General features: G+C 65.4%; 12 protein-coding genes. 1 reads left to right on the top strand and 11 read right to left on the bottom strand.

Going from position 1 to position 12,332, the window contains the following annotated elements; translation table 11 throughout:
* Positions 1 to 37: 37 nt before the first annotated feature.
* On the bottom strand, positions 38 to 547 hold the full coding sequence (locus LQG66_RS24855; RefSeq protein ID WP_231318290.1) for a MarR family winged helix-turn-helix transcriptional regulator: 510 nt from the start codon (positions 545 to 547) through the stop codon (positions 38 to 40).
* Positions 537 to 1,169 carry a maleylacetoacetate isomerase gene (maiA, locus tag LQG66_RS24850; protein ID WP_231327925.1) on the bottom strand — a complete coding sequence of 211 codons (633 nt, stop codon included), beginning with the start codon at positions 1,167 to 1,169 and terminating at the stop codon, positions 537 to 539. The genes LQG66_RS24855 and maiA overlap by 11 nt, the downstream gene beginning before the upstream one ends.
* A gap of 101 nt (positions 1,170 to 1,270) precedes the next feature.
* Here maiA and gtdA point away from each other — a divergent pair, with 101 nt between their 5' ends.
* Positions 1,271 to 2,308, top strand: coding sequence for a gentisate 1,2-dioxygenase (gene gtdA, locus LQG66_RS24845; protein ID WP_231318289.1), 1,038 nt, complete (start codon positions 1,271 to 1,273; stop codon positions 2,306 to 2,308).
* A gap of 5 nt (positions 2,309 to 2,313) precedes the next feature.
* Here the strand turns inward: gtdA and LQG66_RS24840 are convergent, their stop codons facing one another.
* The 9 genes from LQG66_RS24840 to LQG66_RS24800 all read right to left on the bottom strand — a co-directional run bounded on the left by LQG66_RS24840 (position 2,314) and on the right by LQG66_RS24800 (position 12,313).
* Positions 2,314 to 3,144 (bottom strand): ABC transporter permease, encoded by an 831-nt coding sequence (locus LQG66_RS24840; RefSeq protein ID WP_231318288.1) that lies wholly within the window; start codon positions 3,142 to 3,144, stop codon positions 2,314 to 2,316.
* A complete protein-coding gene (locus LQG66_RS24835) occupies positions 3,137 to 3,910 on the bottom strand; it encodes an ABC transporter ATP-binding protein (RefSeq protein WP_231318287.1) in 774 nt (257 codons plus the stop codon). The genes LQG66_RS24840 and LQG66_RS24835 overlap by 8 nt, the downstream gene beginning before the upstream one ends.
* Before the next feature lie 42 nt (positions 3,911 to 3,952).
* Positions 3,953 to 4,954, bottom strand: coding sequence for an ABC transporter substrate-binding protein (locus LQG66_RS24830; protein ID WP_231318286.1), 1,002 nt, complete (start codon positions 4,952 to 4,954; stop codon positions 3,953 to 3,955).
* Between the two features lie 111 nt (positions 4,955 to 5,065).
* The gene (locus tag LQG66_RS24825) at positions 5,066 to 5,488 is read right to left on the bottom strand and encodes a hypothetical protein (protein ID WP_231318285.1); all 423 of its coding nucleotides are present in this window, start codon (positions 5,486 to 5,488) and stop codon (positions 5,066 to 5,068) included.
* Between the two features lie 179 nt (positions 5,489 to 5,667).
* A complete protein-coding gene (locus LQG66_RS24820; RefSeq protein ID WP_231318284.1) occupies positions 5,668 to 6,153 on the bottom strand; it encodes a hypothetical protein in 486 nt (161 codons plus the stop codon).
* A gap of 139 nt (positions 6,154 to 6,292) precedes the next feature.
* Entirely contained in the window at positions 6,293 to 6,979 is a 687-nt protein-coding gene (locus LQG66_RS24815) for an alpha/beta hydrolase family protein (RefSeq protein WP_231318283.1), read from the bottom strand.
* 115 nt (positions 6,980 to 7,094) lie between these two features.
* Entirely contained in the window at positions 7,095 to 9,128 is a 2,034-nt protein-coding gene (locus LQG66_RS24810; RefSeq protein WP_231318282.1) for a methyl-accepting chemotaxis protein, read from the bottom strand.
* A gap of 15 nt (positions 9,129 to 9,143) precedes the next feature.
* Positions 9,144 to 10,088: a TRAP transporter substrate-binding protein gene (locus LQG66_RS24805; protein ID WP_231318281.1), complete on the bottom strand. Its 945-nt coding sequence runs from the start codon at positions 10,086 to 10,088 to the stop codon at positions 9,144 to 9,146.
* A 209-nt stretch (positions 10,089 to 10,297) separates the two neighbouring features.
* Positions 10,298 to 12,313 carry a methyl-accepting chemotaxis protein gene (locus tag LQG66_RS24800; protein WP_231327924.1) on the bottom strand — a complete coding sequence of 672 codons (2,016 nt, stop codon included), beginning with the start codon at positions 12,311 to 12,313 and terminating at the stop codon, positions 10,298 to 10,300.
* Positions 12,314 to 12,332: the final 19 nt, after the last annotated feature.

Genomic DNA, 12,332 nt, shown 5'->3' with positions numbered 1-12,332 from the left:
CGAACACCGTCCAAACGAGGCCCACCCGCGCCTACGATCAGCCGGCCTTGCCGAGATGTTCCAGCGCATCCTCGGCGCGCAGCGGCACCCGCGAAACCTCGTTGTTGAGATCGACGAGCTGCGACAGCAACGCCATCAGCGCCTTGCGGTCGGCCGGCCTCAGCGGCGCCAGCATACGCGCCTGCGCGCGATCGACAGACGGCATGATGTTGCGCAACAGCACCCCGCCTGCCCTGGTGAGGTAGAGCAGCTTGACCCGTTTGTCGTCGGCCGAAGGCTTGCGCTCGATATGCGCCTTGGCCTCGAGCCGCTCGATCACGCTGCCCAGCGTCGAACGGTCGAAGGCGATCACGGAGGACAGCCGCGTGGCATCGATGCCCGGATGGTTCTGAATGGCAACCAGGGCGGCGTATTGCACCGGCGTCAGATCGAACTCCCTGCATTCCTCGACGAAGATCGAGACCGCGATCTGCTGCATGCGCCGGAACAGATAGCCCGGCTTGGTGTAGACCGCGTCCATCGTGATGACAGGCGGCTTACTCGGCATCGGGCTGACGCTCCGGGGCAGCATCCGCGAATGCCGGCAACGCCTTCGCTGCGGCTTCGGCCTGCAGCAGTCGCGGGAACGCCCCGACATCGACGCCGAAGCGGCGGGCATTGCCGAGCTGCGGCACCAGGCAGAGATCGGCCAGTGTCGGCGCTGCGCCGAAGCAGAACGGACCCGGCTCATGCTTGACCAGGGCCTCGCAGGCCGACAGCCCCTCGCGATTGGCCCAGCCGGCCCACGCCGTGACCTTGTCCTCGGGCAAGCCGAGCTCGCGCAGCCGCGCCAGCACCTTCAGATTCTGGACCGGATGGGTATCGCAGGCGAGCACCTGCGCAAACGCGCGGACCTGCGCGCGGCGCAGGGGATCCCGCGGCAACAGCGGCGGCTCGGGATGCGTCTCATCGAGCCATTCGATGACGGCGAGCGACTGGATGAGGACGGCGCCGGTATCGTCCTCGAGCGTCGGCACGAAGCCCTGCGGATTGAGCGCGAGATAGGCCGGCGCGCGCTGCTCGCCCTTGCGAAGATGATGCGGCAGGTGCTCGGCCTTGATGCCTTTGATGTTCAGCGCGATCCTGACGCGATAGGACGCACTGCTGCGGAAATAGCCGTGCAGCTTCATCATGGCACTCCTCCGATATGATAGCTCTGGTTGCAATTGACCGTAACGGAATTGGCAGTATACTGTCAATTACTAACGAAATTTGATCACTGGAGGCGCCTATGGCCGCAGCATCGACGCCGGAACGCGAGGCGTTCTACAAGAAGATCGACGGCGAGAACATGACCGCGCTGTGGACCGTGATGAGCGACCTCATCACACCCGAACCGAAGAGCGCCTGCCGTCCGCATCTGTGGCAATTCGCGGCCATCCGCGACTACATGGTGGAGGCCGGACGGCTGATCACCGCCAAGGAGGCCGAGCGGCGTGTGCTGATCCTGGAAAATCCGGGCTTGCGTGGACAGTCCAAGATCACGACATCGCTCTATGCCGGCATCCAGATGGTGATCCCGGGCGACGTCGCACCGGCTCATCGCCACAGCCAGTCGGCGCTGCGCTTCGTACTGGAGGGCAAAGGCGCCTTCACCACCGTCGACGGCGAGCGCACCCTGATGCAGCCGGGGGACTTCATCATCACCCCGTCGATGACCTGGCACGACCACGGCAACGAGACCTCCGAGCCGATGTTCTGGCTCGACGGTCTCGATATCCCGCTGGTTCAGTTCCTCGACGCCTCGTTCGCGGAGGGGTCGCAGGAGGATCAGCAGAAGGTGGCGCGCCCCCCGGGCGACAGCTTCGCCCGTTACGGCCATAACCTGTTGCCGGTCGACGCCAAGCGCAGCTCCAGAACGTCACCGATCTTCAACTATCCCTATGCCTATACGCGGGAAGCCCTGGAGAACGCCAGGCGGAGCGCGCAATGGGATGCCTGCCATGGATTGAAATTGAAATTCTCCAATCCCGAGACCGGCGACTTCGCGATGCCGACGATCGGCACCTTCATTCAGCTGCTGCCGAAGGGCTTTGAGGCGGCGCGCTATCGCTCCACCGACGCGACGGTGTTCACGGTGGTCGAGGGCAAGGGACGCAGCCGGATCGGCGACACGACCTTCGAATGGGGTCCGCGCGATCTGTTCGTCGTGCCGAGCTGGCAATGGGTCAGCCACGAGGCGGACGAGGATGCCGTGCTGTTCTCGTTCTCCGACCGCCCCGTACAGGAGAAGCTCGATCTGTTCCGCGAGGACCGCGGCAATGCGTGACGCGCTCAGCGCCAGTGCAGGAGGCGCGCTTCCAACATGCTGATCAGCTTGCCGACCGTGAGACCGAACAGGGACAGGATCAGGATCCCCGCCATCAACTGATCGGTCTGCATCAGGTTGCCGGCCTGCAGCACGAAGGTGCCGATGCCGGTCTCGGCGCCGATCATCTCCGCCGAGACCACCAGCATGAGGGCGACGGACGCGGTGATGCGGAATCCGGCCAGGATCGACGGCAGCGCGCCGGGCCAGATCACGCGGCGCACGATGGTCGGGAACGGCACGTCGAAGCTCTGTGCCATGCGGATCAGGTTGCGCGGCACGGCGTCGACGCCGCTATAGACCGAGATCGTCGTCGAGAAGAACACGCCGAGCGCGATCGTCGCGATCTTCGGCTGCTCGCCGATTCCGAGCCAGAGAATGAGGAGCGGCAGCACGGCGATCTTCGGGATCGGAAACAAGGCCGAGACGAAGGTGATGCCGATGCTGCGCGCGATCGGCCACAGGCCGATCGCGAAACCGACCACGATGCCGGACGCGGTGCCCAACGCCCAACCCGGCAGGATGCGCAGCAGCGAGGCCGAGACGTGCTGCCACAGCGCGCCGCTCTCGGCGAGCCGATCAAGCGCGCGCATGATCGTAAGCGGCGTCGGCAGAAACAAGGGATTGACCAGCGCGAGGCCGCCGATCAGCTGCCACAGGCCGAGCGCCGCGGCGAGCGCGAGCCAGCCGGCCCAGCGGCTCGCCGCCGGCGTGAAGCCGCCGCCACGGAACCGCACTGGCCGGGGCACGGCGTCGCCGGTGGCGTGGGCCGCTTCGGAATTCGCGCGATCAAGCATGCTGGACCTCGCGCTCGGCATCGATCGCCTCGGTTCGGATCAGCGACCACAGCTCGTTCTGCAGGTCCAACAATTGGGAGCGCGCCGCTGCGTCACCCCGGCTGCGCCGCGCCCCGGGCACGCTGACCACCTTCCGGATGCGGCCAGGGCGGCGCGACAGCACGACGATACGGTCGGCCAGCCGCACGGCCTCCTCGAGATTGTGCGTGACGTAGACTACGCCCATGGTGCCGTCGGCGAGCAGCTTGACGAAATCCTCCATCAGGAGCTCTCGGGTCTGCGAATCCAGTGCCGACAGCGGCTCGTCCATCAGCAGGATTGCAGGCCGCACCGCCAGCCCACGGGCGATCCCGACGCGCTGGCGCATACCGCCCGACAGCTGCTTGGGATAGACCGCGCGGAAGTCGACCAGCCCGGTCCGATGCAAAGCATCGTCGACGGCGGCGGCGCGCTGCGGCGTGGACAGAGACGTATGCAGGAGCGGGAAGGCGACATTCTCTGCGACGCTCGCCCAGGGCAGCAGCGCAAAATCCTGGAACACGAAGGTCACGGGATTGAGGCTGCCGTTCGGCGCAGCTCCGCGTAGCATGGCCTGACCGCCGCTCGGCTGCAGCAGCCCACCGAGGATCGACAGCAACGTGCTCTTGCCGCAGCCGGACGGACCGACGACGGCGACGACCTCGCCCGCCCCGACCGTGAACGAGACGTCGTGAAGCACCTCGAGAGCATCGAAGCGATGGCTGATATTTGCGGCGATCAGGTCCATGTCAGACGATTCCGGTGCCGTCCACGCTTTGCGTCTCTCCGATCAATCCGGCTTCACATAGTCTTTGGCGATGATCGCGGCCGCATCATAGCCCGGGTCCGCAAAGCCCTGCGACTGCAGCCATTTGATCTGGCTGTCGATGTTCTTCACGTCGAGCTTGCCGTCGGGATCGATGTAGGCGCAATTGCCAACCACCTGCTCGACCGGCAGGTTGGTGTACTTGCCGATGATCTCGAGTAGCGGCTTGGTTCGCTCGTCGATGGCGGCAGTGCCGTCCTTCACCGAGGCGAGCACGACGTCGTGATACTCGCGCTCGGCCCGCTGCAGCGAGGCAAGCAGCTTGCCGATCAGCGCGGAGTTGGCCAGGGTCTTCGGTCCGGCGAACACCCCGCTCACCTGCCAAGGCGTCTCGTCGCCGACCCAGCCGAGGTGCTTGACGGCGCCCTCCTCCATCAGCTTGCGCGCTGCGGAGACCGGCATCAGGGCGGCATCGACGGTCTCGCCCTTGATCGCGGCCGCCATGTTCGACATCGACTGCAGCGGCACGATCTTCACATCGGCGAGCTTGAAGCCGTATTTATCGGCGAGCAGGCCGAGCGAGTAATGAAAGCTGGAGCCCACCTGCGTCATCGCCACGCGTTTGCCCGCGATGTCCTTCGGCGTCTTGAGACCCGCCTCATAGGCCTTGTTGCTGGCGAAATAGCCGATCAGCGGAAAGCCTGGACGGTCACGACTCATGCCCGCGATGATCTTCAACGTTCCCTTGCCGGCGAGGTTGTAAAGTCCTGCCGTGAACGCGGTCACCCCGACATCGACATCGCCGGTCGCGGTTGCCACCGCAATGGGTTGCGCCGCGTCGAAGAACTTCAGTTCGACGTCGAGACCAGACTCGCGGAAATAGCCCTTGTCCAGCGCGATGAAGACCGGCGCTGACGATGACAGCCGTAGCACGCCGATCCGGACCTTCGCCTCGTCCGCCTGCACCGCGCTGACGGATACGAGGCTCAGAAGCGTAGCAAGGACAAGGTTCACGTATCGAAACATTGCGTTCTCCAAGCTCCGGCCATCCCCGCGGAACTGGCCCGGCGGTGACCCCGACTTGTTGCAATATTTCGAGCCGGATGTCGCGGCAAATCTTCCTGCCGGCGGCTGTCCTTAGGGGCCGGCGGCCTTGGTCGCGCCGGTCAGGAATTCTCCCCCGAACTTGCACAGCTCGCTGTCGGCTTGGCAGCTGAGGCTCGAAGACGCGTTGGTCGGATTCGCCGGGCGGCACGCGCCCCTTGCAGGGATCTTCCGGATCTCACCTTCGATCTTGAAAATGATCGCGTCGATTGGATAGACGAGGGTCTTCGCGTGCTGCCGCTGCGCCAGCCCGCCCGGGCTCGAAAAGGTGATCATCGTACCATCGAGCGTCACGAAGTAGAAACCGGTCCGCCCGTCGACATAACGGGTGTTGAGCAGAACATCCTTGCAGTCGGACGCACGGTCTCTTCCCGCGATGGTGAGCTTCCTGCACGTGCCGTGCAAAGTATCGGTGCCTTTCAGACCGTCCTCCGCATGGACCGCCGTCGCCGTCACGCAGCGCTAAGCATCAGCAGTGATAAAGACGAAAGAATCCTTTCCATTGCAATCCTCGAAAAACCGCTGTTGCTGAGTAGCTTCGCGTCGCCTGCCGCGCTGTCACCAGGGGCATTGTCTGCGGATGCGCTAGCGTGTGCGTCAGCTTGTCTCCCGGTCGGGCGCAACAGCTGATCGCCTCAGAAAGTCTTCACCTCCGGCTTCTCGCCATTCGATAGGAAAGTCGCTTCGAAGCGGCCAAGCTCGCTGTCGGCGGAGCACTCGATGAGCGAGGGACCCTTGAATGGGTTTCCATACCGGCAGCGACCCTTGGCCGCTACGCGATTGATCTTCTTGTTTGGGTATTGACCGATGATCACGAGGTCGACCGGCGCGACGTGTTTGTCGGACCCGGCCCTCTCCTCCAGATCGCCACGGTTCGAAAACGTGATCACACCACCATCGAGCAAAGTGAAATAGACCCCGGTGCGCTGATCGTCGTAATCAGTATTGAGAAGACTGCCCGTGCACTCCAGGCTGCGATCCTTGCCCGCGATGACCAGCTTCTGGCATGTCCCCTTCACGATGGCCATGCCCGTCAGGCGGGAGTCCGCGCGTCCTGAACCTGCCGATATCAAGAGCATGCCGGCGACAAGGATGGTCGTAGCCAGCACTGCTGATTTCATCGAAAGCCCCTCTCCTGGGACCGTCGGCGAAACTATGACTCAACCTGAGGTGAGAGAAATGTTCTTTTTTTCTCATTCGATTTTATCGCAATGAACGTGCTGCGGGGAATGAGATTACCGGCGCGAGCTCAAGATGTCGTCAGGCGCCGGGCAGGGCGTCACACCAAACCGCGAACGCCTGCGTCAGCTCGTCCATGACGGCCCGAGCGTTTCGGCCCGAGCGTGCAGGTACATGGAAGGCGTGATCGGCCTGCTCGATCCGATGCAAGGTCGCGCGCCGTCCGAGCCGTTGGACGACGGGTTCGAGCAGCTCCATCTCCGCGAGCTTGTCGCGCGTGCCCTGCAGGAACAGCATCGGAATTTCGACCGCATCGAGGTGATCGGCGCGTGTGACGGCTGGTTGTCCAGCCGGATGCAAGGGGAAGCCGAAGAACACGAGGCCCGTGACGCCCGGCAGCGGTGCGGCGCTTTGCGCCTGCGACGTCATTCGCGCTCCGAAGGATTTGCCGCCGGCAATCAAGCGAAGCCCCGGACAGAGCCGCGCGGCTTCCGCCACCGCCGCACGCACCGTGGCCTGGGCCACGGCGGGTGAATCAGGCCGCTTGCTGCCTTTCTCCAGGTAAGGGAACTGGAAGCGCAGCGTTGCGATGCCGCGCGCGGCAAGACTTTCGGCCGCATCGTTCATGAACACGTGCGTCATGCCGGCGCCCGCGCCGTGGGCGAACACGAAGCAGGCCCGCGCCTGCGGCGGCGCGATCAACAGCGCGGACACTGTGCCGGCGCCGTCGACCGGAATGGCGAGAGAACGCGACTGAGAAGCGGACATTGTAGCAGCTTGCGTCCGCGCCCCCCTGGAGGTCAACGTCGACCGCTCGAACTGCAAGGGCGGCGGTCAGTCGCCGCCCGCATGACCCGACCCATTTGATCGCGAGCAGCGGCGATCAGGCCGCGGTGCGGATCGTCTGCAGGAAGTCGTCGACATTGCTCTTCAGCGATGCCGCCTGCTGTTGCAGAGCGGCAGCGGCCGTGAGCGCAGCCTCCGCGCCGGCATCGGTCTGACCGGCAACCGCGCGCACGTCGCCGATCTCCTGCGTCACGGCTGCCGTGCCGTTGGCGGCCTGCTCGACGTTGCGGGCGATTTCGCTGGTCGCGGCGCCCTGCTGCTCGACCGCGGCCGCGATCGCGTTGGAGATTTCGGCGATCTCCTTCACCGTCGTACCGAACTGCGCGATCGCCCCGACCGTCTCCTCGGTGGCATTCTGGATGGTCGCGATCTGGCTCGAGATCTGCTCGGTCGCCTGCGCGGTCTGGGAGGCGAGGTTCTTGACCTCGCTGGCGACAATCGCGAAGCCTCTGCCGGCGTCGCCGGCTCGCGCCGCCTCGATCGTGGCGTTGAGGGCCAGGAGATTGGTCTGGCTCGCGATCGCCTGGATCAGCTGCACGATGGTGCCGATCCTTTCGGCCGCGCTGGACAGCCCGTTGATCAGGTCGGATGTCCGCTGCGTCTCATGCGTGGCCCTGGTCGAGACTGAAACCGAGCGCTGCACCTGACCGGAGATCTCGCGAATCGAGGCCGCGAGCTCCTGGGTCGCCGAGGCCACGGTCTGCACGTTCACCGAGGCCTGCTCGGCGCGCGTCGCCACCGCCTCCGCCAGCCCGCGGCCGCGTTCGGCGACGCGCGCAAGCTCCTTGGCACTATGACCCATCTCCGAGGCCCGGCCGCCGACGCCGGTGATGACGCCCTGCATGCCCTGCTCGAAGCGCCCGGCGAGATCGGACATCATGCGGGCGCGCTCGGCTTCCGCGGCCTCGCGCTGCGCCGCGGCATCCTGCTCCATCCTTCGGACGGCAAGCGCATTCTCGCGGAATATCTCCACGGCGCGGGCCATCCGCCCGATCTCGTCGCGCTGCTCGCCGCCGGGAATTGGCTGCTCCAGTTCGCCAGCCGCCAGCGACTGCATGCGGTCGGTCATGCTGCGGATCGGGCCCGAGACACTGGCGCCGATCAACCAGGCCAGCACCGCACCGAGCACCACCGCGCCAGCCGCCGTCACGATGACGGTCTGCCTGGTGTCCTCGACGGCCACGCCGGTTCTTGCGCCCTGCTCCGCACGCGCCGCGCCGAGCTGCTGGTTGATCCGGCCGACCTCTGAGTCGATGGTCGCGCTGGCCTTGGCGAGATCGGCCTGCTTGGCACGCAGGTCATCCGCGCCCTTGATCACCTCCTCGAGCGCGGACGCATCAGCCGTAAGCGCCTCCTTCAACGCCACAACCAGCATCTTCAACTTGGCTTCGCCGGTCGGAGCGATTTCGCTCTCAGTGGCGCCGACAGCGGCCTGCGAATTGGCCAAGGCATTCTTGGCATCCACCGCATCGGCGGTCGTCATCGTCGAGCCATAGCGCATCACCGAGACACGGACGCCGTCCACCGCGGCGGCCAGGCGCAACGGCTGGAACAGACGCTCCGTGCCGGTTCGATTGGCAAGCGCGACCTGGATGCCGGCGACGTCAAGCCCGGCGGTGGCGCCATGCGCATCGGTTTTGGCCGTCGCCGCGCGCAGCCGGTCGACCGATTCGGCCGCAGCAGAGAACGAGGATCGGTAGCTGGTCAATGCAGTGCGGACGGGCGCGATGCCCTGGGCAATGGCCGGCAGCTTGCCATAGCGCTGCTCGGCCTGATCAGCGAGCCGACTGACAGTTTCGATTGCGTTCGCCGCAAGGTCCTTGTCGCCGATATTCCAGGTGCGGATGAACTTCTCGACCGCACCATTGGCGCCGAGCAACGCCGCGCGCACTTGCGACATGCCGGCATCTCCGGCTGCGCTGGTAACGAGTTCATCCACCGTGCCGCCGATACGTCCGACCTGGACCATGGCAAAGCCGCCGAGCAGCACGAGGAAGGACAGCACCAAGGCGAAGCCGCCGAAAATGCGCGGCCGGACGCCGATCCACGAGAGTGAAGATGACAGTTTCACGGAAATCCCCAAGACTTAGCGAGTTGACCGGATGGCGGCGATCAGCTCCTTGCCGAACCGCTTCTCAAATTCGGGATCGAGCGTCTTCACCGCATCGACGAAAGCCTGGCGATCGATCTTGTCGACGACCTCCATTCCCGCGGCGCGCAGCTCCTGCAGCTTTGCCTCATCGACCTGCGCCTGCCAGGTCGCTTCGGCGCCGGCCTTGGCGGCCGCCATCAACGCGTCCTGATCGGCTGGATCGAGCTGCTCGAACATGGCGCGATTGGCCACGAACGCGACCGGCGCGAAGAAATGACCTGACATGGTCAGGTACTTCTGGACTTCGAAGAAGCGGCTCGTCGAGATCGTGGTCAGCGGATTTTCCTCGCCGTCCAGTCGCCCGTCCTTCAAGGCGCCATAGACCAACGGGAAGTCCATCGGAATCACTTCGGCGCCAAGAGCCTTGAATGCCATCTTATAAGTCTCGTTGGGAATGACGCGGATCTTGAGGCCCCTGATATCCTCCGGGCTGCGGATCGGGCGCTTGGAGTTGGTGAGATTGCGAAAGCCCTGCTTGCCGAGGGCCAGCAGCACCAGCCCCTTGTCAGCGAATTTGGCGGCGATCTGTTTGCCGATCGGACCCTGCATCACCGTTTTGGCATGCGCCTCGTCGCGGAACAGAAATGGAATGTCGAACACACTCAGCTCGGAAACGACAGAGCTGACGACGCCGCCGGTCAGCACCGCCACATCCAGGGCACCCGATCGGGTCGCTGCAAGGATGATGGGCTCGCCGCCAAGCGCATTGCCCGAACGCCCATCGACGATGAAGCGATGACCTTCCGCGAGCTTCTCGCGGAATAGTTCGGGGCCGGACGCCACCGAGATCATCCGCGGCATGGCCGCGCTGTGATGTGGCACAAGCAGCGCCGCCACCGTCACTACGGCGACCCCAAGCTCTCGAATCGTCTTACTCATCTTTCCACCGTTGCGTTCAGCACCTGAAAGTACCTACCAAGAAATGGTAGGTAAGATATTAAGAGCGGTATCGCGGTGCTGCGCGCAGAAAAATATTGCTCGTCGACAAGCCAACAACCAAAGGCCCGCACGTATGGACGTGCGGGCCTCGTCGCCAAGTAGTCCCGAGATTCGGAATTGCTAATCCAAGTAGTTCCGAAATCCGGAGATCAGGCCGCGGTGCGGATCGTCTGCAGGAAGTCGTCGACATTGCTCTTCAGCGATGCCGCCTGCTGTTGCAGAGCGGCGGCGGCCGTGAGCGCAGCCTCCGCGCCGGCATCGGTCTGACCGGCAACCGCGCGCACGTCGCCGATCTCCTGCGTCACGGCTGCCGTGCCGTTGGCGGCCTGCTCGACGTTGCGGGCGATTTCGCTGGTCGCGGCGCCCTGCTGCTCGACAGCGGCCGCGATCGCGTTGGAGATTTCGGCGATCTCCTTCACCGTCGTACCGAACTGCGCGATCGCCCCGACCGTCTCCTCGGTGGCATTCTGGATGGTCGCGATCTGGCTCGAGATCTGCTCGGTCGCCTGCGCGGTCTGGGAGGCGAGGTTCTTCACCTCGCTGGCGACGATCGCAAAGCCTCTGCCGGCATCGCCGGCTCGCGCCGCCTCGATCGTGGCGTTGAGGGCCAGCAGGTTGGTCTGGCTCGCGATCGCCTGGATCAGCTGCACGATGGTGCCGATCCTCTCGGCCGCGCTGGACAGCCCGTTGATCAGGTCGGAGGTCCGCTGGGTCTCATGCGTAGCGCGGGTCGACACCGTCACCGAGCGCTGCACCTGACCGGAGATCTCGCGAATCGAGGCCGCGAGCTCCTGCGTCGCCGAGGCCACGGTCTGCACGTTCACCGAGGCCTGCTCGGCGCGGCTCGCCACCGCTTCCGCAAGTCCGCGACCACGCTCCGCGACCCGCGCGAGCTCCTTGGCGCTCTGCCCCATGTCGGTGGCACGGCCGCCGACGCCGGTGATCACGCCCTGCATGCCTTGCTCGAAGCGACCGGCCAGATCGGCCATCATCCGGGCGCGCTCGGCTTCGGAAGCCTCGCGTTGCGCCGCCGCGTCCTGCTCCATGCGGCGCACGGTCAGGGCATTGTCGCGGAACACCTCGACCGCGCGGGCCATCCGCCCGATCTCGTCGCGCTGCTCGCCGCCAGGAATCGGCTGCTCCAGTTCGCCCGCCGCCAGCGACTGCATGCGGTCGGTCATGCTGCGGATCGGACCCGAGACGCTGGCGCCGATCAGCCAGGCCAGCACGGCACCGAGCACCACCGCCCCCGCCGCCGTCACGATGACGGTCTGCCTGGTGTCCTCGACGGCCACGCCGGTTCTTGCGCCCTGCTCTGCGCGCGCCGCGCCGAGCTGCTGGTTGATGCGGCCCACCTGGACGTCGATCGCGGCGCTGGCCTTGGCGAGTTCGGCCTGCTTGGCGCGCAGGTCGGCGGCGACCTTGATCACGTCTTCGAGCGCCGCAGCATCTGCCGTGAGCGCGTCCTTCAGCGCTGCGACCAGCGCCTTCAGCTTGGGGTCATCGACACCGGCCATCTCGGCTTCCGTATCGGTGACTGCAAGCCTCGCATAGACGAAGCTGAGCCTGGCATCGTCGGCATCGCCCATCGAGAGCGAGCTTGTATATCGCATCACCGCGATGCGGACTGCATCGACGACGCTGGCAAGGCGCAGCGGATTGAGCAGCGGCTCGGCACCGGCGCGATTGGCCAGGGCGACCTGGATGCCGCCAATATTGATCCCGGCGACGGCGCCCAGTGCATCGGTCTTCCCGGTCGCCGCGCGCAGGCGGTCCACGGCGTCGGCAGCGGCGGCGAACGACGCGCGGTAGGTCGCGAGCGCGTTTCGTACCGAGCCTGCGCCCTCAGCGATCACCTTCAGCCGGCCGGATTGCTTCTCAACCTGATCGGTGAGCTCGCCGACGCCGTCGATTGCCTTGCCGGCCGCATCCTTGTCACCGACGCTCCAGGTGCGGATGAATTTTTCCACCGCGCCATTGGCGGCGAGCAACGCGGCGCGTACCTGCGTCATGCCGGCATCACCGGCCGCGCTGGCAACGAGCTCGTCCACCGTGCCGCCGATCCGCCCGACCTGGCTGATGGCGAAGCCGCCGAGCAGCACGAGGAAGCTCAGGATCAGCGCAAAGCCGCCGAAGATCCGCGGGCGGACGCCGATCCACGACATCAACGAAGAGAGTTTCATG

The organism is Bradyrhizobium ontarionense, assembly GCF_021088345.1.
In the GTDB taxonomy this organism is placed as follows: domain Bacteria; phylum Pseudomonadota; class Alphaproteobacteria; order Rhizobiales; family Xanthobacteraceae; genus Bradyrhizobium; species Bradyrhizobium ontarionense.
Note: the sequence above shows the minus strand (reverse complement) of the source record. Positions and strands in the feature narration are given on the sequence as shown.